Genomic DNA, 24886 nt, shown 5'->3' with positions numbered 1-24886 from the left:
CCATGACGTCACGACGACTCCGCCCCGGGCCATCCGGGGTGGCGTCCCCTCGACGGGGGACGGGGCGGGGTCCATGCGCAATTCCGGTGAGCACTCATGGCAACTGAAGGTGGCAAGGGCGCGGCGCCCACGGGCGAGGTCGCGCTAGAGGGGGGCAGCTACGAGGTCATCCGGACGCGACTGCTCGCGCAGGCGGAGGCGCTGGGCACCAAGGCGGCGGACCTCAACGCGCGGCGCAAGGCGTTCTTCGGTGGCACGGAGCTGGCTGTCATCGGCAACGAGCGCGTGCGCACCGAGAACAACTGCGTGGCGCGCGACATCGTCAGCGTCGGCAAGTACCTGCTCTTCGGCTACAACGTCTTCATCGGGCTGAAGAAGGAGACGTCCGTCGCGGACGTGTTCTCGCTGCACCGCTTCGAGAAGACGGCGGACGGGTTCGACCTGTCCGCGGTGCCGCACACGGAAGGCGGCGGCTTCCTGGCGGACCCGCGCTTCATCAAGGACTTCGGCGAGCTGTACCGCTACTACAAGGACGCGAAGCTCCTGCAGCTGCGGCGCAAGGACGCGCGCCTGTTGGCGGTGTTCAAGACGGGCCAGTCCGCGAGAGACCTGAAGGTCTTCCGCTTCAGCCTGGACACGGACGGCAACGCCACCTACCTCGACAACCAGGGCGACAAGGACCACACCTTCCCGCCGTCGCACGACTTCGAGTGGACGGTGGCCACGCGCGAGAACTACGTGCTGGGCGCCCACCCGCACGTCAACGTGCTGGACCAGGTCTTCGTGGAGACGGTGAAGGGGGACCTCACCGTGAAGGTGGAGGACAACACGTCCTCGGGCCTGGGCATCTACAGCGAGCCGGTGGAGGACGCGAACCAGTCGCTGGACGACGCGCGCTTCGCCTGGGCGCAGGTGGGCACGCTCATCCTGCTGCGCGTGCTGCCCTTCCGCGAGAAGGTGCAGCGCTACCTGGTGTTCAACTCGCGCACGCAGCACGTGGTGCGCATCGACGCCATCGGTCAGGCGTGCATCCGGCTGCCCGAGGACCAGGGCATCATCTTCCCCGGCGGCTACTACCTCCAGACGGGGGACTACAAGGTCTTCGACGGTGAGGCCACCGGCGAGGGCATGGAGTTCAAGAAGGTCATCCGCTCGCCGAATGGCGAGGACGTGCTCTACGTCTTCCACCAGCGCGAGGTGGGGCGCTACCTGCTCTTCCCGTACAACCTGGTGCGCAAGGAGGTGCAGAACCCGCTGGTGTGCAACGGGTACAGCCTCTTCGGGGACGGCGGGCTGGTGGTGTTCCGCGAGACGTCGGCGGACCCCACGCGCGTGCACCCGATGCAGGTGTGGCAGACGCCCTTCGCGTCGGACGAGCACGCGGCGGCGACGCCGCCCGCGCCCGGGTACCTGGGCAAGGTGGGCAACGCGGAGCTGGTGCGCGGCATCTCCGACTCGCTGACGCTCCAGCGCATCGCGAAGACGGACAAGCCCAGCCGGCGCACCTACGAGGACCTGGTCGCCGCGGCCACGCGCGCGCTGGACGCGTACTACTGGCTGGGCCACGCGGAGACGGGCCTCCAGGAGCCGATCGAGACGCTGCGGCGCACCTCCGAGCTCATCATCGACGAGTTCGAGAAGGTGCTCGCCCTCCAGAAGCGCGCCACGGAGGCCCTGGCGGAGGCGGAGCAGGCCCAGGCGAAGCTGCTCGCGCGGGTGCGGCCGGAGCTGCTCACCACCGCCGAGGAGTTCATGCTGGTGCTGGCGGAGCTGCGCCAGCAGCGCGGGCACCTCATCACCCTCAAGGACATCCGCTACATGGACCTGGGGCGGGTGGACGCCCTGGAGAAGGCGGTGGTGGAGGCGTCCGACTCCACCAGCACCGCGTGCGTGGAGTTCCTCCAGAAGGGGGAGGCGCTCCAGCCGCTGGCCGCGCGACTGGACGAGCTGCTCGCGAAGCTGGAGCCGGTGCAGACGACGGCGGAGCTGCAGCCGCTGGGCGAGGACATCGAGAAGACGGCCCAGGGCCTCACCGTGCTGGGCGAGGTGGTGGGCGGCCTCCAGGTGGGAGACCCGCTCGCGCGCGCCCGCATCCTGGAGGGCATCTCCGAGCTGTTCGGCCGGCTCAACCGCGTGCGCGCGAGCCTGTCAGCCAAGCGCAAGGAGCTGTCCGGCCGCGAGAAGCGCGCGGAGTTCGGCGCCCAGTTCAAGCTGCTCGGGCAGGCGATCGAGAACGCGCTGGCGCAGGCGGACGTGCCGGAGAAGTGCGACGAGGGCCTGTCGCGCCTCACCGTGCAGCTGGAGGAGCTGGAGGGCCGCTTCGGCGAGTTCGACGAGTTCCTCGGGCAGATCACCCAGAAGCGCGAGGAGCTGCTGGAGGCGTTCGGCGCGCGCAAGCAGACGCTGGTGGACGAGCGCCAGCGCCGCGCGCAGAGCCTCTTCGGCGCCGCGGAGCGCATCCTCCAGGGCGTGCAGCGCCGCTCCAAGGCGTTCAAGTCCGACGACGAGCTCAACGCGTACTTCGCCACCGACGCGATGATCCTCAAGCTGCGGCAGCTCTCCGAGCAGCTGATGGCGCTGCAGGACAGCGTGCGCTCGGACGAGGTGCAGTCGCGGCTGAAGTCCGCCAAGCAGGACGCGCTGCGCGCGCTGCGTGACAAGCAGGACCTGTTCGCGGACGGCGACAACGTCATCAAGCTGGGGACCTACCGCTTCAACGTCAACACCCAGCCGCTGGATTTGACGCTGGTGCCGCGCGACGGCGCGCTGTACCTGCAGCTCACCGGCTCCGACTACGCGCAGAAGCTGGAGGACCCGGCGCTGCTCGAGCAGAAGGACCTCTGGGACCAGCACCTGGTCTCCGAGACGCGCGAGGTGTACCGCGCCGAGTACCTGGCCGCGTGCATCCTCTCCGACGCGGAGGAGGGCAAGAACGGCCTGTCCCTGACGGGGCTGCACGCGGCGGTGATGGGCGGGACGCTGCTGGAGCCCGTGCGCGCGTACGCGGCGGACCGCTTCGACGAGGGCTACGAGCGCGGCGTGCACGACGTGGACGCGGCCGCGGTGCTGGAGAAGCTCCTGGCGCTGCACCAGGGCGCGGGCCTCTTGCGCTTCGCTCCGGTGCCTCGCGCCCTGGCGGCGCTGTACTGGGCCTTCGACACCGAGGAGGCGGCGCGGGCGCTCCTGCACCGTCGGGCGCGCAGCCTCGCGCGGCTGCGGCAGACGTTCTCCGCGGCGGGCGGCCTGCACGAACTGGGCATGGCGCTGGGCGAGGCCGTGGGGGCCTTCCTGAAGGCGCAGGGGCTTTCGCACTCGCCGGCGGAGGCGCGGCTGGCGGGTGGCTACCTGGTGGAGGAGCTGGCCGTGGAGCGGCCCCGCTTCACCACGAGCGGCGAGGCGCTGGTGCTCCGGGACGCGTTCCTGGCGCAGCTGGAGCGGCAGGGGACGCGCACGGCCTTCGAGGAGGATTTGCGCGGGCTGGAGAAGGACCTGGCGTCGCGGCTGGACATCGCGCGCGCGTGGGTGCAGGCGTGGCTCGCGCAGCGGGACGGCGGCCCCGGGGACTCCGGCTACTTCGTGCTGGAGACGGCGGTGTTGCTGCTCACCGAGCGCAAGCTGGACCGCGAGCCCGCGGGCGCGCTGACGGCGGCCGAGGTGACGGGCCTGTTGGGCAGCCACCCGCGCATCCAGGACCGCAAGCTGCCGTTGCGCCTGGATGAGTTCCTGGCGCGCCTGGGCGAGTTCCGGCAGCTGCGCGTGCCCCGGTATCAGGCCTACCGCGCGTTGCAGCGGGACCTGCTGGAGCGCGAGCGGCGCAAGCTGCGCCTGGAGGAGCTGACGCCGAAGGTGCTGTCGTCCTTCGTGCGCAACCGGCTCATCGACGAGGTGTACCTGCCGCTCATCGGCGCCAACCTGGCCAAGCAGCTCGGCGCGGCGGGCGAGGGCAAGCGCACGGACCGCATGGGCATGCTGCTGCTCATGTCGCCGCCGGGCTACGGCAAGACGACGCTGATGGAGTACGTGGCGAGCCGCCTGGGCCTCACCTTCGTCAAGGTGAACGGCCCCGCGCTGGGGCACTCGGTGAAGTCGCTGGACCCGGCGGAGGCGCCCAACGCCACCGCGCGGCAGGAGGTGGAGCGCATCAACCTGTCCTTCGAGATGGGCAACAACGTGATGCTCTACCTCGACGACATCCAGCACACGGACCCGGAGCTGCTCCAGAAGTTCATCTCCCTGTGCGACGGCCAGCGCCGCGTCGAGGGCGTCTGGAATGGCCGCACGCGCACCTACGATTTGCGCGGCAAGAAGTTCTGCGTCGTCATGGCCGGCAATCCCTACACGGAGACGGGGGAGCGCTTCCGCATCCCGGACATGCTCGCCAACCGCGCGGACACGTACAACCTGGGCGACATCCTGGACGGGAAGGAGCACCTGTTCGCGCTGAGCTACCTGGAGAACGCGCTGACCTCCAACACGGTGACGGCGCCGCTGGCCACGCGGGACTCGGCGGACACGCATCGGCTCATCCGCATGGCCCAGGGCGAGGAGGTGCCCGCGGGCGAGATGAAGCACGGCTACGCGGCGGCGGAGCTGCAGGAGATCATCGCCATCTTCCAGCGGATGTTCCGGGTGCAGTCGGTGCTGTTGAAGGTGAACATGCAGTACATCGCCTCGGCGGCGCAGGACGAGCGCTTCCGCACCGAGCCGGCCTTCAAGCTCCAGGGCAGCTACCGCAACATGAGCAAGCTGACGGAGAAGCTCGTCTCCGCGATGACGGACGCGGAGCTGGAGCGGCTCATCGACGACCACTACCAGGGCGAGTCCCAGACGCTCACCACCGCCGCGGAGCAGAATCTGCTGAAGCTGGCGGAGATGCGCGGCCGGCTCACCCCGGAGAAGGCGAAGCGCTGGGAGGAGATCAAGCAGGGCTTCGCGCGCGTCAAGCGCATGGGGGGCAAGGAGGACGACCCCGTGGCCCGCGTCACCGGGCAGCTCAGCGGCATCGAGGAGCAGCTCGGCGCGGTGCGCGACGCCGTCGCGCAGGCGGCCACGCAGCTGGCCCAGGGCGCCGCGAATGACGAGGCGGACCCCACGGCCGAGGCCCTGCCGTACCTGGAGGCCCTGCGCGACGCGGTGCTGGAGGTGGCGCGGGTGGGCCGCGAGGTGAAGCAGGCTCCGGTCGTCGCGGCCGCCGCGCCCGTCGCCGCGAGCCCGGATCTGACGCCGTACCTCAAGCACCTGGCCCAGCTGCTCAAGGCGCTGACGGAGCGCGCGGCCATGCCCGTTCAGGCGCCCGTCGTCCAGCAGGCGCCCGCGCAGGACTTCGGGCCGTACCTGGACCAACTGTCGCGAGCGCTCGCGGCGCTGGCGGACCGCCCCGTGAATGTGTCGGCCCAGGTGCCGGCGGAGGCGCTCCAGCGGACCGCCGTGGCCGGACCCTCGCCCGCGGAGCTCAGCCGGCAGATCGAGCTGGTGGAGGGTGTGCTGCTGCCCCTGGAGCGGGCCTCCCGTCGCGCGGTGCAGGGCGAAGGGGAGGGCGTCAAGTCGCTCCAGGTCTGGCAGAACGTCACCGAGGCGCTGGAGCTCCTGCGCTCGATGCTGCGGCGCTGAGGTGCGGGCCGGGGCTCGCTTCGCGCGAGCCTCGGTCCGGGGTGCTCGGGGTCAGCGGAACTGCTGGGTGCCGCGCACGCTGTCGTCGTCGAGGACGCGGGGGAGGGTGTCCTCCACCTGCTCGCCGGTGGACGACGTCACGCGCACGGTGAACGCGCCTTCGCCCATTCCGCCCGACTCGACGAAGTAGTTGTAGTCCTCGCGCGGCACGTTCTTCCAGGCGCCATCGCCGCGTCGCCACTCGAGCTTCGAGATGGGCAGCCGGTGGTTGCGGACCTGGATGGCGGTCCACCACGGGTTGCTGCCGTTCTTGAAGTGGTACTCCAGGTTGCCGGCGACGTCGCAGGAGACCACCTTCCAGGTGATGTCCACGCGGCCCAGGCGCATCTCGGCGATCTTCGCGAAGGCCTCGCGGCTCAGGTCCAGGTGGCCCGCCTCGCATTCAGGGCAGCGGTCGACGATGCGCACGCGCACCGAGCCGCTGGGGCCCTGGATGTCCACACACTGGCCACAGGCGGCACTGTTGGCGTACTGGGGCGTGTTCATCGCCGCCACCATCATGTCGTCCGGGCTGGCGTCGTAGCTGCAATTGCCCGCGCCGGTGGCGTCGTAGAACGTCGCGATGCCCTTCTGCTCCTCGCCCAGGGGCACGCCTCCGCCGGAGGGGTCATCTTTTCCGCAGCCGCCGCAGGCGAGGAGGGAGGCGGCGAGGGGAACGAGCAGCACTCGGGAGGACAGGTGGGATGGGCGCATACGTGGCGGAGGATACCGCAAGGCGTCCTCCCGGTGCCCAGGCCCGTTGCCTGGAAATGTCGGTGCAATGACTTGCAGGCTGCTAGCGTGCGGGCGCTGTTAGCGAACCAGGGGGTTGTCACGTCATGCGAAGCTTCCGACGCGCTGTCTCTCTTTGTGCGGCGATGGTCCTTCCGGCCTGTGGTGTGGAGGAGCCCACGGGCGGACTCGATGAGGTGTTCGACGTCCGCGAGGCGGAGCTGGTCTCGGCGGTGTCCCGTGGATGTGTCTTCGAGCTCACCTCGGTGGTGCGCGCGGGCACGCTTCCGCCCATCCACGACATCTTCCTGAGCCGGCTGGCCTCCGGGACGTGCGCGTGGCCCGCGGCCAGCATCGGGCTGGGCACCTCCATCAACTCCACGCCCAGCCTGTCCCTGGTGGCCAATGACCTGGGCGTGGTGGCGGGCTTCACGGTGAAGAACGGCTACAGCGGCAGCTCGCCCAGGACCGTGGGCATCAAGCACGTGGACCCGGAGCTGCTGACGGTGGTGCGCAACACCGGCTTCGCCGTGTACCTGGGCACCGGCAGCGTCTTCCTGGGCTACCTGGCCATCGGCGCGGACGGCACCACGCTCACCGCGGGCGGGACGAAGGCGGGCATCATCAGCCCCACCGAGACGGGCAGCGGCAGCAACTTCATCGCGACGTTCCCGGACTTCTTCACCAGCACCACCCCACCCAGCGTCGTCGCGTACTGAGCGCGGCCGTGGGCGGACCGGGCCTCCAGGTGATTCTCGGAGACGGAGAGGATGGGGTTGGGGTTCTCAGCGCGTGAGTCTTTGTCTGGCTGCGATTCCGGATGCAAGACATTGCGGGGGTGGTACGGTGCCGCCGCCACATTCCTGAACCGGGGGTTGTCACGTCATGGGGTTCCTCAAGAAGTCTGTCTGTCTTTGTGCGATGTCGGTCCTCTCCGCCTGCGGTGGGGAGGCTCCCGGGAGCGAGCAGGAGGCGTCACTGGAGGCTCGGGAGGCGGCGCTGTCGTCCACGGCGACGTCCAGGGGCTGCACGTTCGAGGTGACGTCGGTGGTCGTGACGCAGGCCCCGGTGCCTCCCGTCACCGAGAACAAGCTGCACCGGCGCGCGTCCGCGTCGTGCCCGTGGGCCGCGGCGAGCCTGTCCCTGCCCTCGTCCAGCGGCTACGCGCCCCCGTCGCTGTACGTCGCGGCCAACGAGCTGGGCGTGGCGGTGGGCCTCACCTACAAGAGCAGCTATGGCGGCGGGCCCTACCGCACGCTGAGCTTCTTCCACGTGGACCCGGAGACGATGACCATCATCCGGCGGGATGGCCACCAGGTGTCCGGCACGATTGACCTGACGTCGGTGGCCATCGAGCTGGACGGCACGACGCTGACGTCCTACGGGACCAAGGCCGGCGTCATCTACGGTGAGACGGGCACCGGCCCGGAGTTCGTGGTGTCGTACCCCGACTTCTTCACCAGCACCACGCCGGGCACCGTCCTCGCGTTCTGAGCGGGCGTGCCGGAATGAAAAAGTGGGGTGGAAGGCTCCCCCAGTGGGCCTTCCACCCCACGACCCCCGACAGCGAACCTCTCTTCAGCGACCGCGCGCCGAGGCACCCGACAGCGCGCGGGCCTGCGTCACCAGCCGGACGAACTCGGCGCGGTCCGCGTCACCGCCCACGGCGCCCTCGGCCAGCTTCTGCGCGGTGGCCAGGCTCCAGCCCTCGGCGGCCGGGTTGCCGCGCAGCACGTCGGCGGTGGCGGCCACGGCCAGCGCGAAGCGGAAGTCGGGCGAGGCGGCCTCCAGCGAGTCGCGCAGCAGCGAGCGCTCCAGCGGGAAGGCCTGCTCGGAGGCCTCCGTGCCGTTGGGCGCCTTGGCGCGCACGCGCACCGTGGCCAGCGACTCCCTGGCGCCCTTCACCAGCTCCACCTCGTACAGCGCCGTCACGTTGTGTCCCGCGCCAATCTCACCCGCGTCCACCTTGTCGTCGCGGAAGTCCTTGTCCGCCACGTCGCGGTTCTCGTAGCCGACCAGTCGGTAGCGGCTCACGGCGGCGGGGTTGAACTCCACCTGCAGCTTCACGTCCTTGGCGATGACCTCCAGCGTGCCCGTCAGCTGCGTCTCGAAGACCTTCTTGGCCTCCTTGTAGCTGTCCACGTAGAAGCTGTTGCCGTTCCCCTTGTCGGCCAGCTTCTCCATCATGTCGTCACGGTAGTTGCCCATGCCGAAGCCCACGGTGGTGAGGGTGACGCCCTCGGCCACGTACTTGCGGATGCTCTCCAGCATGGACTCCGGGGACACGCTGCCGATGTTGGCGTCGCCGTCGGTGAGCACCACGACGCGGGAGACGACCTGCCCGGACGCCTTCTTCACCGCGTGCTTGTAGGCCATCTCCATGCCCGAGCCCATCGCCGTGCCGCCGCCGGACTCCAGCCCGTCCAGCGCCGCGTGGATGCGCTTGACGTCCGTGGCGGGCGTGGGCGCCAGCACGTCCCGCGTCGAGCCCGCGTAGGTGACGATGGCCACCGTGTCGTTCTCGTTGAGGTTCTTCACGGCGATCTTGATGGCCTCCTTGGCGAGCGGCAGCTTGTCCTGCGACGCCATGGAGCCGCTGGTGTCGATGAGGAACACCAGGTGCGCGGGCTTGCGCTGCGAGCGCGAGACGACCTTGCCCTGCACGCCCACGCGCACGAAGTGGCGCTTCGAGTCGAACGGGGAGGGCGCCGCCTCCAGGTGCACCGTGAACGCGCCCTTCTCCGGCGGGGCGTAGCGGTACTTGAAGTAGTTGACGAACTCCTCCACGCGCACCGCGGAGGCCGGCGGCAGGTTGCCCTGCTGCAGGTAGCGGCGGGCCACGGTGTACGACGCGGTGTCCACGTCCGCGGCGAAGGTGGACAGCGCGTCCTTGGCCGTCTCGGTGAAGGCGTTGGGCTTCCAGTTCTCGAACGTGTTGCCCTGGTGCGTGGTGTCCGCGTCCGCCGGGGCCAGCGTGTCCTGCGCGGGCTTGCGCGTGGGGAGGCTGGGCATGCTCTTGCTGGGGCCGGGGGCCGCGCGCTTGGCGAGCTCCATGGACCTGGGCGCGGCGCCCGCGCCACCCAGCGTGGCGGGGCTCGGCGGAGGAGGCGCGGCCATCATCACTGCGCTCGGCTCCTCCATGGGCGCGCCTTCCACCGCGGAGGACTCGTCGTGCTCGGTCTCGGCGAACGTGTGGGGGTCGGCCTTGGGCGCCTCGGGCCGCATCGCCTGCGCCACGGCGCCCGCGGGGGCCTTCTCCCTGCGCTCGTCCTTGGCGCCGTCCTGCGCCGCGTCATCTCGGTGGGCGGCCCGGGGCTTGTAGTCGGCCTGGGGGGCCACGGAGAGGCCCTCCGCGGTGGGCTTGGACGACGTGCACGCCGGCAGGGTGCAGGCGACGAGCAGGGCACTTCCCCACTGGCTCAGGCGGCGCTTCAGGAAGGACTGGGACATGCGTTCTCCGGGGGACGGATACGACGTTCGCCGCTTCGAAACGCACGACCTGGGAAATGGGTCTATTCCCCCGGATTTTCCCGTGACAGGGTGCCCCCCATGGAGACCTCGAGACCCTTTCGAATCCTGGGCGTCCAGCAGATCGCCATCGGCGCCGCCGACAAGGCCCCCCTGCGCAAGCTGTGGGTGGACCTGCTGGGCCTGACGCCTCACTCCACCTATCGCAGCGAGCGCGAGAACGTGGACGAGGACATCGTCACGGCCGGTGCGGGCCCCTTCAAGGTGGAGGTGGACCTGATGCAGCCCATCAACCCCGAGGGCAAGCCCCGGGTCCACGAGACGCCGCTCAACCACGTGGGCTTGTGGGTGGATGACCTGCCCGTCGCCGTGGCGTGGTTGGAGAAGCAGGGCCTGCGCTTCGCCCCCGGCGGCATCCGCAAGGGCGCCGCGGGCTTCGACATCTGCTTCGTGCACCCCAAGGCCAACGAGCAGTTCCCCTACAGCGGAGAGGGCGTGCTCATCGAGCTGGTGCAGGCCCCGCCCGAGGTCGTCTCCGCCTTCGAGAAGCTGGCGTCAGCTTCCCACTGACGTCAGCGCTCCACGCGGGCGCTTCGTCACGGCCCGGAGCGCGCTCTTCACCAGGCGCTCCAGCCCGTCCCACGCCAGGCACAGCATCCACGTGGCGACGATGAGCACGGCGGTGAGCAGCCAGTACTGGGGCCAGTCGCTCTTGTCCCCCCAGAAGCGCTGGAACGAGAAGACGCCCCCCAGCCGGTAGAACAGCAGCATCTCGTGGAAGAAGTATGCGGAGAGCGACGAGGTGCCGAACACCTCGATGAACCGCCGCAGGCGCGAAGGCGCGCTCGCCTCCGCCACGCGCCCCTCCAGCCACATCAAGCCGAGCAGCACCGCGCACACCCACGCGAAGCGCGCCGCGGAGTTGGACGGGTTGGCCACGAAGAAGCGGTGGTGCGGGTAGAGCTGGAAGAGGAAGTCGCCGGACGCGGCGCCCACGGCGCCCACCGTCACCAGCGCCAGCAACGCCAGGGCCAGCGCGCGGCGGCCCCACGCGCCCGCGAGTGTCCCCGCGAACGCGCCCAGCCACCCGAAGCCCAGCCAGGGCAGCAGGGGGAACGGCGCGAAGGAGGACTTGTTCGTCAGCGTGGCCCACGGCCCCGTCACCTGTTCCCCCAGCGGCGCCACCGCGAAGACGGTGAACGCCAGCGCGAGGCTCAGGCCGGCCAGCGCGCGGGGACGCGAGGCGAGCAGGGCGGCCACCGGCAACATCAGGAGCAGGCACACGCCCACGCACTGGAGGATGTCCATGCGCAGCAGCCACTTCGGCTCGCTCAGCAGGGGGAACCAGGCCCAGTTGACCAGCGAGGCCACCAGCAGCACCTCGCAGGCGCGGCGGAGGTTTCGCGGCACGCGCTCGCGCAGCTTCCCGGCGGCGGCGCTGCGCACCATGACGAGGGCCAGGGCGAAGCCCGCGGAGAAGATGAACGCGGGGGCCACCAGCCCGTCCACCTTGAGCAGGCGGCCCACCCAGACGCTCTTGCGCAGCTCCGGGGTGAGCAGGGCCAGCGAGTGCGTCTGGACCATGAACAGCACGGCGATGCCGCGCAGCCAGTCGATGGCGCGCACGCGCTCTTGGGACACGGCGAAGGGGGGGGATGGGCTCACGGCGGGCGAACCCTACGGCAACCCCAGGCGAAGGTGTATGGGGAGCGGGCTGGCGGGCCCCGGACGTGAAAGAATGCGCCCCGGGCTGGCCGGGATTAGAGGCTCCGGACGGCGTCACGCGTGGCAGGAGGCCCCTTGAGCGAGGAAGTCAGTCGGAGAGCGGCGCTGCGGTTGCTCGCGGTGGCGGGGGCCACCACCACGGCGAGCTGCACGAAGAGCCCGGGAAAGGCAGAGGAGCAGGGGATGAGCCAGTCGTCGAAGGGGAGTGAAGCGCCACCCGTCATCCTGGGCATGGGCCCCCTGCGGGGCATGCCCTGGCCCACGCCGGACCCGTTCCTGTTCTGCGTCCACCACGTCGACGCCTACCCCCAGGGCAACGAGCAGCTGGGGCCCACCGCGTCGCTGGCGGGCCGGCAGCTGGGCCAGGACTTCGAGGGTCGCGACGGCTGGAACATGTACCACGGCACCGTGGTGCCGGGCTTCCCGCAGCATCCGCACCGGGGCTTCGAGACGGTGACCATCGTCCGCAGCGGGCTGTTGGATCACTCGGACTCGCTGGGCGCCGCGGCGCGCTTCGGCGGCGGGGACGTGCAGTGGCTCACGGCGGGCAGCGGCGTGCTGCACTCGGAGATGTTCCCGCTCCTGAAGAAGGACGCGCCCAACCCCGTGGAGCTGTTTCAAATCTGGCTCAACCTCCCGCGCGCCGACAAGCTCGTGGCGCCGCACTTCTCCATGCTCTGGGACCACGCCATCCCCCGCCACGTGGCGAAGGACGAGGCGGGGCGCACCACCGAGGTCACCGTGGTGGCCGGCAGGCTGGGGGACGCGAAGCCGCCGTCGCCTCCGCCGAAGTCCTGGGCCGCGCGGGTGGACTCGGACGTGGCCATCTGGACGGTGAAGCTGTCGCCCGGCGCGCGCTGGACGCTGCCCGCGGCCCAGCGCGGCAGCAACCGCTTCGTGTACTTCTTCAAGGGCTCCGCGCTGAAGGTCGGCGGCCGGGACGTCCCCGCCCGGCATGTCCTGCAGCTGCGCCCGGACGCGGACGCGCTGCTGGAGAACGGCCCGGACGAGACGGAGCTGCTCATGCTCCAGGGGCGCCCCATCAATGAGCCCGTCGTGCAGCACGGGCCGTTCGTCATGAACTCGCGGGAGGAGATCGTCCAGGCGTTCAACGACTACCAGCGCACCCAGTTCGGCGGGTGGCCCTGGAAGAGCGATGACCCGGTGCACGCGCGCGAGGAGGGGCGCTTCGCCCGGCACGCGGATGGCCGGCTGGAGCGGCCGGCCTGACGAGTCCCCCGCGCCCCGTCCGTGATTCCACCGGGGCGTCGGCCGAGTGCCGGCCGCCCGGTGGCAGGGTGGGCGAGGGGCCGCCCGCGCGCAGTGTCGTCGAGCGTGACAGTCGCGCGGCCACATGTGCATAGAAGAGAGGTGTCCGACTCCCCTGGCTCCTCTCCACCCGGCTCGCCGCCCGCGTCCTCCCAGAGAGGCTCCCGGCTGGCGTCCATCGCGGTGGCGAGCGCGCTGTTCATGGAGTTCGTCGACTCCACCGCGCTGTCCACCGCGCTGCCGACGTTGTCCGCGGCCTTCGGCACGGACCCCATCCACCTCAAGCTGGCGCTGACGTCGTACATCCTGGCCCTGGCCGTGCTCGCGCCGGCGAGCGGCTGGGTGGCGGACCGCTTCGGCCCTCGTCGCGTCTTCATGGTCGCGATGAGCGTCTTCCTGCTGGGCTCGGTGCTGTGCGGCTTCTCGCGCACGCTGCCGCAGCTGGTCCTCTTCCGGACGCTGCAGGGGTTGGGCGGCGCGCTGATGACGCCCGTGGGCAGGCTCATCGTGGTGGGCTCGGCGCCGCGCGAGAAGCTGGTGTCCGCGCTGAGCTGGTTCACCATGCCCGCGCTCGTGGGGCCGCTCATCGGTCCCCCCATCGCCGGGCTCATCCTGGGCGTGGCCGACTGGCCATGGATCTTCTTCGTCAATGTCCCGGTGGGCCTGTTGGGCATGCTCGCGGTGGCGCGCTTCGTCCCGGAGCTGCCGCAGCCGCACCCGGGGCCCTTCGATTGGAAGGGCTATGCCATCGCCGCCGTGGCGATCACGCTGACGATTGTCGCGGTGGAGACGCTGGGCGTGGGGCTGGTGCCTCCGGAGACGCAGCTGGGCATGGCCCTGGTGGCCGTCGGCGCGGGGGTGCTCTACGTGCGCCACGCGCTGCGGCGCCATCGGCCGGTGCTGGACGTGCGGCTGGTCAAGGTGGCCACGTTCCGCGCCAGCATCGCGGGCGGAGGGCTGGTGCGCATGGGCCTGGGCGCGACGCCCTTCCTGCTGCCGCTGCTCTTGCAGGTGGGCCTGGGATGGGGTCCCTTCGAGGCGGGCATGATGACCATCGGCACGGGCCTGGGGGCCATGTCCTGCAAGCCGCTGGCGCCGTGGGTCATCCGCAAGCTGGGCTTCCGCGCCACGCTGACGGGCTCCAACCTGGCCGCCGCGGTGCTGACGGCCGTGCCGGCGTTGTTCCGCGTGGGCACGCCCATCCCGGTCATCGTCGTCACGCTGTTCGTCAGCGGCTTCGTGCGCTCGCTCCAGTTCACCGCCATCAACGCCGTGGCCTACGCGGACATCCCCCCGGAGAAGATGAGCCAGGCGTCGACCATGGCGGTGGTGACGCAGCAGATGGCGTTGAGCGTGGGCATCAGCTTCGGCGCGCTCATGCTGCACCTGGCGCGCGGGGCCGGCGAGCTGCCCCTGACGCCGGACCGCTTCCTGATGCCCTTCATCGCCATCGGCGTGGTGTCCTCGCTGGCGGGGTTCTTGTTCCGCCGGCTGCCCGAGGACGCGGGCTCGCGCATCGGTGGACGCGCGGCCCGGGCCTCGTGAGGCACCCGGGCCGCGAGGAATGGCGGTGACTACAGGCCGTCGTGGTAGCAGAAGCCCATGGTGCGGTCGAAGCCGCCGGGCGGACGCGAGTAGCTGAAGTAGCCCAGCTCCTCACCCGGACCGCAGTTCGTGCGGGCCCGCTCGTAGCGCAGGCAGGTGGCGGTGCCCGTGCGGCCCAGGTCCAGGCACGTTCCGCGCGCGCCCTCGCTGCCGCAGAACTCGGCGAACGTCACGCCCGGGGTGCACGTGGAGCCCACCGGCGCGGTGTCGAACCGGAAGCCGAACGACTGCAGCACGGCCTGCGTGGTGCACAGGCCGTAGACGCCGCACATCATGCCCTGGGGACAGCCGGGGTCGGCGGCCAGGAAGTCACACGTCTGGGTGCACTGCGCGTTCTCCGACAGCAGATCCGTGCAGGTGTAGCCCTGCTCGCAGTCCGTCGACGCCAGCTCGTACTCGCTCGCGGCCGGCGTGGTGGTGCACGCCTCGCCCTGCGTCTTGGTCCCCAGCGAGCGCTCCAGCGTGCCGTCCGAGGCCACGTAGTTGGTGGGCACGCACGTGGTGTCCGGCAGGTTCGCCGTCAGCGAGCCCTGGCGGGGATCACACCCGCCCTGGCGCACGGTGTTCCACGTCGCGAAGCGGATCCACTTGCACTCCCCACCCGGCACCAGCGCGCTGCCCCAGAAGGGCGCGTTGAGGGGCGGGGCGTCCACGGCCTCGCGCAGCACCACGTTGGCCAGCGCGCCGATGGTCTGGTCGGGGGACACCTTCAGCGCCAGCAGCAGCGTGCCGGACTCGGCCACCAGGTCCTTCTGCGTGGCCGCGCCCGAGTCCTTGGTTCCGAAGACGCACTGGTCGCACGCGAAGGTGTTTCCGCCCGCGGTGGCCAGGTTGTAGAGGCCCGGCGTCGTGTCCACGTCCAGGCGGATGAACGCCCGGTCCCGGGCGGCCGGGTCTCCGAAGCTGCTGAAGTCGCCGCGCAGCGTGGGCTGGTTGGTGTACATGACCGGCGTCAGCTCGATGCCATTGGCCATCTCCCCGAGGGTGATCTCCTCACAGCCCGGAGGCGCCGTCAGCAGCCTGGCCTGCTCCTCCAGGGAGCCCACCTCCTGGTGATTCGTCGCGGGCTCCTTCGTCGTCGTGGGCTCACAGCCCACCAGGCCCGCCAGCAACACCGCACCCCAACGCAAACCCTTCACGCTCGAAACAGCTCTGACGTAGGACGCCATGTGTCTCCCTTTCGCTCGAATGCTGACTGGAATGACATGGGCGCCGGTGTGCCGGCCTCCCATGCATTGGATTGAACGAGCGGGGGCCGGAATTGTCGCGGGAGATTTGTCAGGAGTGACTATTTTGTCTGGATTTCATGGTTCAGTGTGACTGAGTGTGCGATTGGTGTCACTCGTGGCGTGGCTCATCTCGCGGATGGGGTGGGATGGCCAGACGTGCCGGCTCCTTCCTTCGAGAGGAAGGGGCCGCCATGCTGCGGACTTCAGGGCTGGTAGTCATTGACGCGGAAGCCGCCGACCCAGGTGAACCCGTTCGGGTCCCTGGCCGCGAAGCCAATCACATACCGCTCACCGGCCAGGATGGTGTGCGCGGGAGGCGTGCCCCGCGCGTCCATGCCTCACCCCAGGCCGCGCGGCTCACGGCAGGAAGTAGCGGGCGCGGAAGCCGTAGAAATTGACGCTCGCGTTGGGGTCGCGCGTGCCGAAGCCAATCGTATACCGGTTACCCACCGTCACCGTGTGGGCCGGCTGGGACGCGGAGAAGATGGGGAAGCTGGTGAAGCCGCCGTTGAACGCCACACCCGAGGACTGCCAGGTGCCTCCGAAGCTGCTGAAGTAGATGGGCGCGAACGTCGTATCCCCCGTGCTCCAGATGGCCGCCTCGAAGTATCCGGCGGTGGAGTAGTCCAGGCCGTAGGCGATGACCTCCTGGATCTGCGCGCCGTTCGGGAGGTCCAGACCGCAGACGAAGGTGTTGCGGGTGGCGTTGGCGTTCACGGTGCAGGGGAAGAGGTTGTCCCCATCGGTCCGGAGCGTGCCGCCGCCACTGCATTGGCCCGTCGTCGCCGCGGCCGCGGTCCCCTGCGGCGTGCAGGCGATGGCGGGGATGGACACGTAGTACGTCCCGGCCAGCAGCTCCCGCGGGCCGGTCTGCGCGAGGGTGGCTGGCTTGGACTGGCAGCGGATGGACCCGTCCGGCGTGACGCTGCCGATGGCGTCCGCCCCGCACGTCCGCGCCACCGACTCCATCCTCGCGTCCGAGTACGTGGGCGCCGCTCGGGGCGAAGCCTTCTCGGTGACGACCACGGCGGGCGTCGTGGCCTGGGGGGCGACGGGCTCGCCGCGCTCCTCGGCGGAGGCAGTGGACAGCGTGACGAAGGCGGTGAGCGCGGTCAGCGCGTGCACGGTCGACAGATGACGAGGCATGTCGATGTCCTTAGGGTTCGGAGCGCGTGCGTGGGTGCTCGCGCCCGAATGTCGATGGGACGACACATGCTGGAGTTGCTTCAATTGCTGCTTAGTCTAGCTGTTGTGAATCCTACGTTTCCCGCCGCACCTCGAGGATGATGCCCTCGGACTCGGGCGTGCCGAGCGAGACGAGCTGCTCCAGCTCTCCGCGGACCAGGAAGTTCGCCTGGGCGCGGTGATAGGGAATGTCGCCCTGCAGCTCCAGGGTGCGATGGACCTCCACCAGGGTTGCCTGGGGTTGGAGCAATCGCAGACGCACCCCGGAGGTCTCCGCCTCCGTGTCCTCGTCCTCCAGGTTTCCCAGGTCCGCGGACGCGGCCAGGGCCGCGGCGAGCGCGCGGGACAGCAGCGGCGCCGCGTTGCCCGGGGACTTCACCCACGCGCGGACGGACAATCGCAGCTCACAGCGCCGCCGCTCCAGGAAGCCCTCGGCGCGGGTCCCTCGCAGGTAGGCCACCACGGCCTCGCTGGCGACCGCGGGCGCGCGGTACAGGCGCAGCGTGGACTCCTCCACGACGTAGTCGTCGCCCCGACGCAGCGGACGGCCAGGAGGTGACTCCACCTCCACCACCTGTCCCGTCGCGTTCGCCGGCAGGGTGAAGTCCTTGCGCGTGCCATTGCCAGCCCAGCGATGCACCTGCGCGAAGTAGGACGGCTGTCGCAGCGCGGTGAGGTCATCGCCCTCGGGCAGCGTGAGCTTCATCCGCGAGGCGATGACCTCGACGAGCGCCTCCATCTCGGCTGAGGGCCCTCGCGAGGGGCCGGTCGCGACCTCCACCGTCTCGGGAATCGCGGCGCGCAGCGCATCGTGGAAGTAGGACTCGATGGCGAGGAGCATGGGTGGGGGCTCGCTATCTCGGGAAGAGCGCGTACGTCTCCTGCCGGGGGATGACGACCTGGAGTCCGGAGAGGGTGACCTCACCGGCCACGCGGGATTGGACGATGAGCTCGAGCGGTGGTGCTTCGCCCGTTCCTCCGGGCGGAGTGAGCACCGCCAGCGCCTGGGCGTCCAGGTGGACGACGCCGTCACCGTCCGGTGTCACGTCGAGCACCTTCGTACCCCAGCGCAACTGGAGCCGGGGCGGAGGCGGCGGCACGGGCACGATGGGGCGGAGGCGGGGACGGGCGCAGGCCCAGAGCGGCGCGGCTCCCGGGGCCTCTCCGGGCAGCTCGCTGTCGCGCGGCAGCCAGGGGCCGGTCGGCTCGGTGCGATGGAGCGTGGTGTCCGGTGTCACCGCTCCCGGCTCGGGTGTGCCGGACGCGGGCTCGATGAGGCTCCAGAGGACCTCTCCCTCGTCGGTGGTGACGACCACCCACCAGCGCCCCTTGTTCAGCGCGAGGGGCTTGGGGAGCGTGAAGGACACCCAGCGCGCGGGCCACGGCGGAGGCCCCGACGCCTCGAGCAGCAGTGGCACGGCGCTCCCCGGGAGCGGTGCCTCGTCGGGCCGGTCGTGCACGTCCGCGTGGAGGGCGACGGTGCCCGTCACCTGGCGCGTCCCCGGGCGCAGGTGGAGGTCCACGGCCGTCAACGCCCCCGGAGCACGCGACGCGATGAAGGCCTGTGCGGCGGAGCGCCCGGAGCCGCAGCGATGAGCGCGCGAGGGCCGCGCGGGTGGACGCGGTGTCAGAGGCAGGTGCTCGTCGCGCAAGGCGTGGCGCACGTGGAAGCGCACCTCCGACAGCGCGCGGTCCCTGGGGACGGAGACGCTCGCGATGGCGGTGCCGTCCGTGTCCAGCGCCAGCGTCCGCTCATCGGCGCCGTCGCTGAAGCGTCGGATGTCATCGAGCGTGTCCAGCGCGAGCCGGACGCGGTCGAACATGCCCAGCCCGGAGGCGCGCAGGGACACCGTCACGCGGCCCGCCTCGAGGTTCGCGGGCCAGGCGCGCTGGAGCGCCTGGGTGAGCACGTCCTCCATCACCAGCTCCTGGCGCGCGTTCATCGGGAGCGCCTGGTGGAAGAAGAGCGCGCCCGAGCCCGTGCCCGCGGAGGCGGTGAGGTCCGGCGGACGCGCGGGCGCGCGCAGGGTGAGGCTCGCGAGCTTCGTCGCCGACAGCGTCTTCGGCGTCCCCAACGGAGGATGGGAGTTGTTCGCCTCCACGAACTCCACCAGCAGGCGGCTGGCGAAGATGCCGGGCAGGGGCTCCACGGCGTTGACGCCCACCGTGTCGGACGGCGTGGGCGGATACCAGGCGCCGCCCTCCGCGATGCTGAGGCGGCCCTTCTTGGCCGTCTGGGTCGGTGACGCCGGAAGGGTCAGCTCCATCGAGGACAGGGGCCGCCGCGAGCCCCAGTCCAGGCTGAGCCAGGTGATGGCCTGGCTCGCGTCCACCACGTTCTGCCCGGTGCTCGTGGCCAGCGTGGCGGTGGGAATCAGGTTCACCGTCACGTCGTCGCCCGGGGCGCGCAGGGCGAGCGACGCGCGCAGCAACACCACCCCCGCCGGCACCTCCAGCGCGACGACGAGCCCGGCCGGGTCCACCGGCACCTGCGCGGGCGTGGGAGGAGTGGCCGTTCCGGTATAGGTCAGCGTGGCGCCGACGCGCGTGTCGCTCATGGCAGGAGTCTCTGCGCCGCGGGGCTTCAGCGCGCGGCGTGCGGGAGGTTCGTCACGGTGGCGTTGGTGGCCTCGTCGGCGGGCAGGAGCTCCTGGAGCACCTGCATGGCGCCCTCGATGCGCAGCATCGTCTGCACCAGTCCCGTGCGCTTCGCATCCAGCTCCGCGAGCATCTTCTGTCCCGCCTCGTGCTCGGCCTTGAGGTCCGCGAGGCGCTTCTCGATCTGGCTCTTCATCCGTGCTGCTCCTGGTCGTGGAGGCGCCGCTCCAGCGCCTCGATGCGTGTGTCGTAGTGCGCCTTGAGCTCCTGGAGCGCTGCGATGGCCAGCACGCTGAAGGCCTCGTACGCGAGCCCCTTGAGCGGCTTGCCGTCCTCGAGCATGGGCGCGTCCGAGACGAGCTCCGGGAACAGGGGCTCCACCTCCTGCGCGACGAGCCCCAGCTGGTGATGGCCCGTGGACTTCAGGTCGAAGCTCACCGGGCGCAGCGCGAGCACGCGCGGGAGGATGCCCTGGAGCGACTCGATGTTCTCCTTGAGCTGGACGTCGGAGAACTTATGCCACTCACCATCCTGGGGCATGTAGCGGCCGTTGCCGCTGCTGTGGAACATGCGGAAGGTGCCCTGGCCCTCGTACGCGATGTCGATGTAGCGACCGGAGGTGTTCTCGCTGAGGCGGATGCCCACGTTCGCCTCGCGCTGCTGGACATGCAGGGGGGCCGAGGGCCGCGCCGCGCCGATGCCGACGTTGCCGTTGACGATGCACAGCCGCTCCGCGGTCCCCTGGAAGATGGCGAACGCGTCCCCGGGGTCGTTCTCGACGCCGATGACCAGCCGGCCATTCTCCTCGTCGCCCGGGAGCGGATTGGGGAGCCGGTAGTAGCGGATCCACGCGCCGTCGCCCGCGCCACCGAAGGCGTCCACGGGGAACTGGATGCCATTGCCCGTGGAGTTCCCGATGGAGGGCGTGATGGCGCCGCTGACGCGCAGGTTGCCCCCCTGGACGTCCAGCCGCGCGCCCGGCGTCTGCGTGCCGATGCCGATGTTCCCATCCGCGTTCATCCACAGCGTCGACGTGTTGTTGACGATGAAGGAGAACGCGTTGTTCGCGCGCGCGCCCACGTCCCAGAACAGGCCGGAGGCCGTGCCGCCGCTCAGGCCATAGCGGATGGACGCCCGCGACTCGCCCTTGTGCCAGACGACGTGGGGGTTGTTGATCATCAGCCCCGCGGCCTGCCCCGCGCCGATGGTCACGTGGGACATGCCGGGGGACCAGTCGCTGGTCAGGTTCACCACGAAGCGGTCGAACCCGGACGCGCCCCCCGGCAGCCGCACGTCCAGCGCGCCCTGCGGATCGTTGGTGTTGAGCCCCACGCTTCCGCCGGCCTTGATGTGCAGCCGAGGCGTGCCCGGGCCCGAGCCCGTCTCCGGGTCTCCTCCGTCCTCGGTGATCTGCAAGCCCAGCGCCGCCGGGCCGGGCTCTCCGCGCACCTGCCAGCTCTTGGTTCGGGTGCGCAGGAGCATGGACGCGCCCTCCGCGCCGCCCATCGTCTTGACGACGAGGCCGATGCCCCAGGTCTGGCTGCCCGAGGTGCGCACCTCCAGGGGCGCGGGGGCCTCGGTGTTCGGCGGTGCCACCACCAGCAGGCGCTTGGTCCCCGGCGCCGCGCCGATGCCCACGTTGGCGTTCACCGTCAGCGGGCCACTCAGGGTGCCCCCCGTGAGGGACAGCTTCTGGGCCTCCAGGTCCAGGAAGCGCGTGGTGACGTCGACATTCCTCACCACGAGGGTGTCGGTGGCCTCGACGCGGGTCACCTTCAATATCGCGGAGGGGGAGATGCTGTCGCCCGCGAGCTGCTTGCCATCCAGGCCGCCGCGGTGGGTGTGGTTGTGGATCTCCGCTCGCGCCTGCAACTGCATGTTGTTCCAGGTGTCCGCGAGGATGGGGTCACCGGGACGGGCGGGGTAGTAGGGCTGACTCATGGCTGGAACCTCGAGGTATCGAAACGGGTGCCGTCGAAGACGCCACCCCAGGTCAGCGACTCCTGGGGCGCGGGGAACTGTTCGTGCAATTCGATGTGGGAGCCGAACGACGTCAGCGCGTCGGTGGGGACGAGCCGCTCGGAGAAGTCCGCCTCCAGCACGACGCCCAGCGGGCCCTCGCGCGCCACGAGCGCCTCGGCGGGCATGGGCAGCGTCAGCTCGATGCGCGTGCGCACGCCGGCGCACCGTCCGTACTCCAGCGCGGCGGTCAGCTCCTGCACCAGCCCTGGCAGTCCGGGCGTCACGCCCTCCTCGTTCGGCTCCAGCAGGTGCGGCGGGATGTGGTCCGCGGGGATGCGCAGCGAGAAGGTGGCGGGGGACACCTCCGTCCAGTCGAAGCGCAGCTCCAACGGCGGGGTGTCCCGCTGGGGCAGGGCCTGGGCCTCGGCCTCGAGCACGTCCTCCTCGCTCCACCCGAGCAGATAGGCGCGCACCTCGGGCCGCTCCAGCGTGCCGTAGGTCCAGTGGCTCTCGCCGGGCGGCAGCTCCGGCAGCCGATGGTCCTCCTTGAACACGGAGAAGCGGGAGTCCACCGCGTCGAAGCGCGTCGGTGGGCTCGTCCCGTCCTCGTCGGAGAAGCGGGTGGGGTGGGCCAGGATGATGGGCCGCTCCACGGGGACGCCGTCGAGCATGGGCGCGAAGCCGTCCCGCAGCTTCAGCGTGGCGCCCTGGGGGATGCGGCCCAGGTAGATGAGGTCGAGCCCGGACTCCGCGTGCCGCAGGATGGGGACCGCGACCTCGCGCGAGGTGGCCCGCAGGGTGATGGTGGGCATCGCCGTCGCGAGCCCCGCGTTCGTGGTGAGCAGCCGCTGGCCGCCGCTCACGTCGCGGAAGCCGGCGGTGGCGGGCGTCTGCGGATTGTCCACCAGCTCCAGGGTGAGTGGCCGGAAGGTGCCGTCCTTCCGGGGCACGACGAGCCGGGCCACCGTCCGGCCTTCCTCCCACGTCACCGCCGGAGGTTGCCGCGCCATGTAGACCAGGGAGACCAGGCGCAGCAGCGCGGACGCCGAGCCCAGGCCCGTGCGGTGCAACTCCACCACCGTCGCCAGTCGCGTGCGGAAGTACTCGGCGGACTCACCCCGGCGGGGCAGCAGCCCGTGGAGCGCCCCGAGCCGCCCCAGCTCGGAGAGCGCCTTGTCCGCGGGTGACTCCGCCACGGCGAAGCCCCGGGCCAGGGTGTACCAGCGCGAGCGCATCAGCCGCGTCAGCCCGCCCTCCATCTGCTCCAGCTCCAGGGCGAGCGTGGAGAAGAACTCGTTGAGCTTCGTCCCCGATTGGAGGACCGGGGGAAGGTAGCCGACCATGCGGCGTCTGCGCTGGTCCGCGCTCATCCGCCCCCCACCAGCTCCGCTCCGCCGAACACGAGGCGCAGGTCCGCGGACACCTCGAGCTGCGTCACCTCCTCGGTGAGCGCATTCGCGGACGGGGCGGAGACCAGGGCCACCGTGGTCCCCGACGGCAGAGTGACGTCACAGCCGAGCAGCCCCGCCACGTGGGCCTGCGAGCGCAGCGCCTCTTCCAGCTTGCCGCGCGTGAGGTACGTCGGGAGGGTGGGGCGCTGCTGCGCCTCCTCGGTGAGCCGCGCCGCGTGGACCTCCACCGCGCCGCGCAGCGCGTCGCGCACCTGCTCCGCCGTGCGCGTGTCGCCCTGGGCGAGTGTGACGACCAGGTCCAGCCGCCACGTCGGGGGGCGCAGCCGGGTGATGCGCGGCGGCTTGCGCACCAGGTCCACGCGCGCGGCCTCGAGCGACTCCAGCCGCCAGTCCCGGTTGGCGCCATACAGGCGGCTGGTGGACTCCAACACGAGCGTCTTCCCGAGCGCGGCCTCGGAGGCGGTCCCCCACACGTACGTCTCCACCTGGATGTCGGAGATGCGCCGCACCGCCGGGTCGCCGTAGAACAGCGCCTCCAGCTTGCGCCGGCTCACCGACGCGCCCACGGGCAGCTCCCGCATGTAGCTGGACAGCTTCTGCTGGAGCTCGCGGCGCAGCCGGTCGAACGTCGCCTCGTCCATGGCGTCGTCGTTCGGCTCCACCTTGAAGTCGAGCAGGAAGAAGATGGTGCGCGCATAGCGCAGCCGCACCAGGATGCCCGCGGCCTTGGACTCGCGGATGGCGGCCTCGACGCGCCGGACGCCCTCGACGTCCGACTCGAAGTCCGTGTCGCCCACCAGCACGTCGACGACGCCAGGCGGCGCGTCCGCGGGCTCTCGCACCGTGACGTGTTGGACCCCTTGCTTGCGCACCGCCGCGGCGATGGACTCCAGCGTGCCCTTCTCGCCGTCGCGCATCGCGGTGCGCGCGCGGGCGCGCAGGTCCGTGTCCGTCTCGTCCTCCGAGTCCCGGCGCAGCGGGGCCGGGTTGGAGACGGCCTCGATGCCCAGGATGGGCCGGGGCATCAGCGTCAGCTGGAAGGGGTTGATGACGGGGGGCGCCTGACGCGCGTCCTCGTCGTCCGACTGGACCTCCTGCACCGGGATGAGCACGCGCGTGTCGCCCTTGCGCAGCGTGGCGTCCTCCCGCGTCTCGAAGAGGGGCAGGGGCTGGCCGTCCGCCGCCATGCCTGTCACCTGGCGTCCGGCGGGGATGCCGATGTCCTCCGGCGCGGGCGCGGCGCGGCTGAGCTCCACCTCCCCGGTGAGGCGTCCGGCGCGTGCGCGCGTGAGGCCCAGCACTGCCACCACGTTGTCCAGCGCCGCGCCCTCGGCGGTGTCCAGGTAGCCCGAGCGGTGCGCCAGCTCCATCATCGCGTAGAACGTCGCCATCTCCCGCGCGTACGCCTCCGCGAGGGTCCGAGCCATGCCTCCGGCGTTGGGGTCTGTTCCGGCCCCCATGTTCGCCAGCAGCCGCTCGACGATGGCGCTGAACGTGGTCGTCTCCGGAGGGATGAGGCTCAAAAGGAGATCTCCCACGTCATCTTCATGACCATGTTGGAGCCCCGGTTGACCTCCTCGAAGCGCACGCGGTTGAAGAGGATGGGCGCCCCCGTCCCCAACGTGACGAGGATGCCGGCCTCCGTCAGGGGCTGGACCGTGGACTGGGCCGGCGGCGGGGGCAGGGTGGCCGTCACCAGGGCGCGCACCGTGCTGGTGCCGTCGCCGAGGATGACCTCCTCCACCTTGGGCGCGGTGTCCGCGGCCAGGTCCACCTGGTTGTCGAGCTTGATGTTGGAAGGCATCGGCTGCGTGGTGCCGGTGCCCACGGCGATGGACCAGCTCGTGGTCAGCGCGTTGACGCGCCCCATGAGCAGCTCCGCCACCAGTCGCTTGCCGGCGATGGTGATGAGGTTGGGGACCTTGCGGCGCTCCATCAGCGTGCCGTCCAGGTTCAAGAGCTCCAGGGTCAGCACTCCGTTCATGCCCTGCGTTTCCTTGCCGTTCATCACGCTCTCCCGAAGTCGTGTCCGTACCCCGTGTGTCCCGCCGC

The 24886-nt window shown here is 70.8% G+C and carries 19 protein-coding genes; 6 read left to right on the top strand and 13 right to left on the bottom strand.

Going from position 1 to position 24886, the window contains the following annotated elements:
* The first annotated feature begins 96 nt into the window (after positions 1–96).
* Positions 97–5610 (top strand): DNA repair ATPase, encoded by a 5514-nt coding sequence (locus AC6JA9_RS23050; RefSeq protein WP_497957839.1) that lies wholly within the window; start codon positions 97–99, stop codon positions 5608–5610.
* 51 nt (positions 5611–5661) lie between these two features.
* Here the strand turns inward: AC6JA9_RS23050 and AC6JA9_RS23045 are convergent, their stop codons facing one another.
* Entirely contained in the window at positions 5662–6363 is a 702-nt protein-coding gene (locus tag AC6JA9_RS23045) for an expansin EXLX1 family cellulose-binding protein (RefSeq protein ID WP_223751789.1), read from the bottom strand.
* Positions 6364–6527: 164 nt separating this feature from the next.
* On the opposite strand from AC6JA9_RS23045, the gene AC6JA9_RS23040 reads away from it, so the two are divergent.
* Positions 6528–7100 (top strand): hypothetical protein, encoded by a 573-nt coding sequence (locus AC6JA9_RS23040; protein ID WP_223751790.1) that lies wholly within the window; start codon positions 6528–6530, stop codon positions 7098–7100.
* Between the two features lie 202 nt (positions 7101–7302).
* Positions 7303–7875 carry a hypothetical protein gene (locus tag AC6JA9_RS23035; RefSeq protein WP_408890272.1) on the top strand — a complete coding sequence of 191 codons (573 nt, stop codon included), beginning with the start codon at positions 7303–7305 and terminating at the stop codon, positions 7873–7875.
* Positions 7876–7959: 84 nt separating this feature from the next.
* Here AC6JA9_RS23035 and AC6JA9_RS23030 read toward each other — a convergent pair whose 3' ends face one another.
* Positions 7960–9831, bottom strand: coding sequence for a vWA domain-containing protein (locus AC6JA9_RS23030; RefSeq protein ID WP_408890273.1), 1872 nt, complete (start codon positions 9829–9831; stop codon positions 7960–7962).
* Between the two features lie 99 nt (positions 9832–9930).
* On the opposite strand from AC6JA9_RS23030, the gene AC6JA9_RS23025 reads away from it, so the two are divergent.
* Entirely contained in the window at positions 9931–10419 is a 489-nt protein-coding gene (locus tag AC6JA9_RS23025; RefSeq protein WP_223751793.1) for a VOC family protein, read from the top strand.
* Here AC6JA9_RS23025 and AC6JA9_RS23020 read toward each other — a convergent pair.
* Positions 10405–11514 carry a heparan-alpha-glucosaminide N-acetyltransferase domain-containing protein gene (locus AC6JA9_RS23020; RefSeq protein ID WP_223751794.1) on the bottom strand — a complete coding sequence of 370 codons (1110 nt, stop codon included), beginning with the start codon at positions 11512–11514 and terminating at the stop codon, positions 10405–10407. The two genes, AC6JA9_RS23025 and AC6JA9_RS23020, sit on opposite strands and share 15 nt — an antisense overlap.
* A gap of 309 nt (positions 11515–11823) precedes the next feature.
* Here AC6JA9_RS23020 and AC6JA9_RS23015 point away from each other — a divergent pair, with 309 nt between their 5' ends.
* Positions 11824–12804 carry a pirin family protein gene (locus AC6JA9_RS23015; RefSeq protein ID WP_408891723.1) on the top strand — a complete coding sequence of 327 codons (981 nt, stop codon included), beginning with the start codon at positions 11824–11826 and terminating at the stop codon, positions 12802–12804.
* 222 nt (positions 12805–13026) lie between these two features.
* Positions 13027–14388: a DHA2 family efflux MFS transporter permease subunit gene (locus AC6JA9_RS23010; protein ID WP_223751830.1), complete on the top strand. Its 1362-nt coding sequence runs from the start codon at positions 13027–13029 to the stop codon at positions 14386–14388.
* A gap of 29 nt (positions 14389–14417) precedes the next feature.
* Here AC6JA9_RS23010 and AC6JA9_RS23005 read toward each other — a convergent pair whose 3' ends face one another.
* The 10 genes from AC6JA9_RS23005 to AC6JA9_RS22960 all read right to left on the bottom strand — a co-directional run bounded on the left by AC6JA9_RS23005 (position 14418) and on the right by AC6JA9_RS22960 (position 24842).
* On the bottom strand, positions 14418–15587 hold the full coding sequence (locus tag AC6JA9_RS23005) for a hypothetical protein (RefSeq protein ID WP_370640443.1): 1170 nt from the start codon (positions 15585–15587) through the stop codon (positions 14418–14420).
* 293 nt (positions 15588–15880) lie between these two features.
* Positions 15881–16012 carry a hypothetical protein gene (locus tag AC6JA9_RS23000; RefSeq protein WP_255510287.1) on the bottom strand — a complete coding sequence of 44 codons (132 nt, stop codon included), beginning with the start codon at positions 16010–16012 and terminating at the stop codon, positions 15881–15883.
* Between the two features lie 22 nt (positions 16013–16034).
* Entirely contained in the window at positions 16035–16823 is a 789-nt protein-coding gene (locus tag AC6JA9_RS22995; RefSeq protein ID WP_223785834.1) for a hypothetical protein, read from the bottom strand.
* Between the two features lie 112 nt (positions 16824–16935).
* The gene (locus AC6JA9_RS22990) at positions 16936–17703 is read right to left on the bottom strand and encodes a hypothetical protein (protein ID WP_267700822.1); all 768 of its coding nucleotides are present in this window, start codon (positions 17701–17703) and stop codon (positions 16936–16938) included.
* A 13-nt stretch (positions 17704–17716) separates the two neighbouring features.
* A complete protein-coding gene (locus tag AC6JA9_RS22985) occupies positions 17717–19420 on the bottom strand; it encodes a hypothetical protein (RefSeq protein ID WP_223785836.1) in 1704 nt (567 codons plus the stop codon).
* Positions 19421–19446: 26 nt separating this feature from the next.
* Positions 19447–19656 (bottom strand): hypothetical protein, encoded by a 210-nt coding sequence (locus tag AC6JA9_RS22980; RefSeq protein ID WP_223751799.1) that lies wholly within the window; start codon positions 19654–19656, stop codon positions 19447–19449.
* The gene (locus tag AC6JA9_RS22975; protein WP_426746241.1) at positions 19653–21401 is read right to left on the bottom strand and encodes a tail fiber domain-containing protein; all 1749 of its coding nucleotides are present in this window, start codon (positions 21399–21401) and stop codon (positions 19653–19655) included. The genes AC6JA9_RS22980 and AC6JA9_RS22975 overlap by 4 nt, the downstream gene beginning before the upstream one ends.
* Positions 21398–22792 (bottom strand): hypothetical protein, encoded by a 1395-nt coding sequence (locus AC6JA9_RS22970; RefSeq protein ID WP_223785838.1) that lies wholly within the window; start codon positions 22790–22792, stop codon positions 21398–21400. Before AC6JA9_RS22970 ends, AC6JA9_RS22975 begins: the two co-directional genes overlap by 4 nt.
* The gene (locus AC6JA9_RS22965; protein ID WP_497957838.1) at positions 22789–24357 is read right to left on the bottom strand and encodes a hypothetical protein; all 1569 of its coding nucleotides are present in this window, start codon (positions 24355–24357) and stop codon (positions 22789–22791) included. The genes AC6JA9_RS22970 and AC6JA9_RS22965 overlap by 4 nt, the downstream gene beginning before the upstream one ends.
* Positions 24354–24842, bottom strand: a complete 489-nt coding sequence (locus tag AC6JA9_RS22960; RefSeq protein ID WP_141323100.1) for a hypothetical protein — start codon at positions 24840–24842, stop codon at positions 24354–24356. The genes AC6JA9_RS22965 and AC6JA9_RS22960 overlap by 4 nt, the downstream gene beginning before the upstream one ends.
* Between the last annotated feature and the right edge of the window lie 44 nt (positions 24843–24886).

The sequence above is a fragment of the Myxococcus sp. MH1 genome, assembly GCF_059738865.1.
This window is presented reverse-complemented; position numbering and strand designations above follow the sequence as displayed.

Excerpts from the sequence above, each read along its gene's own strand:
- AC6JA9_RS23050 (WP_497957839.1), top strand. The coding sequence starts at position 97 with ATGGCAACTGAAGGTGGCAAGGGCGCGGCGCCCACGGGCGAGGTCGCG.
- AC6JA9_RS23045 (WP_223751789.1), bottom strand. The coding sequence starts at position 6,363 with ATGCGCCCATCCCACCTGTCCTCCCGAGTGCTGCTCGTTCCCCTCGCC.
- AC6JA9_RS23040 (WP_223751790.1), top strand. The coding sequence starts at position 6,528 with ATGGTCCTTCCGGCCTGTGGTGTGGAGGAGCCCACGGGCGGACTCGAT.
- AC6JA9_RS23035 (WP_408890272.1), top strand. The coding sequence starts at position 7,303 with ATGTCGGTCCTCTCCGCCTGCGGTGGGGAGGCTCCCGGGAGCGAGCAG.
- AC6JA9_RS23030 (WP_408890273.1), bottom strand. The coding sequence starts at position 9,831 with ATGTCCCAGTCCTTCCTGAAGCGCCGCCTGAGCCAGTGGGGAAGTGCC.
- AC6JA9_RS23025 (WP_223751793.1), top strand. The coding sequence starts at position 9,931 with ATGGAGACCTCGAGACCCTTTCGAATCCTGGGCGTCCAGCAGATCGCC.
- AC6JA9_RS23015 (WP_408891723.1), top strand. The coding sequence starts at position 11,824 with ATGCCCTGGCCCACGCCGGACCCGTTCCTGTTCTGCGTCCACCACGTC.
- AC6JA9_RS23000 (WP_255510287.1), bottom strand. The coding sequence starts at position 16,012 with ATGGACGCGCGGGGCACGCCTCCCGCGCACACCATCCTGGCCGGTGAG.
- AC6JA9_RS22995 (WP_223785834.1), bottom strand. The coding sequence starts at position 16,823 with ATGCCTCGTCATCTGTCGACCGTGCACGCGCTGACCGCGCTCACCGCC.
- AC6JA9_RS22990 (WP_267700822.1), bottom strand. The coding sequence starts at position 17,703 with ATGCTCCTCGCCATCGAGTCCTACTTCCACGATGCGCTGCGCGCCGCG.
- AC6JA9_RS22985 (WP_223785836.1), bottom strand. The coding sequence starts at position 19,420 with ATGAGCGACACGCGCGTCGGCGCCACGCTGACCTATACCGGAACGGCC.
- AC6JA9_RS22980 (WP_223751799.1), bottom strand. The coding sequence starts at position 19,656 with ATGAAGAGCCAGATCGAGAAGCGCCTCGCGGACCTCAAGGCCGAGCAC.
- AC6JA9_RS22975 (WP_426746241.1), bottom strand. The coding sequence starts at position 21,401 with ATGAGTCAGCCCTACTACCCCGCCCGTCCCGGTGACCCCATCCTCGCG.
- AC6JA9_RS22970 (WP_223785838.1), bottom strand. The coding sequence starts at position 22,792 with ATGAGCGCGGACCAGCGCAGACGCCGCATGGTCGGCTACCTTCCCCCG.
- AC6JA9_RS22960 (WP_141323100.1), bottom strand. The coding sequence starts at position 24,842 with ATGAACGGCAAGGAAACGCAGGGCATGAACGGAGTGCTGACCCTGGAG.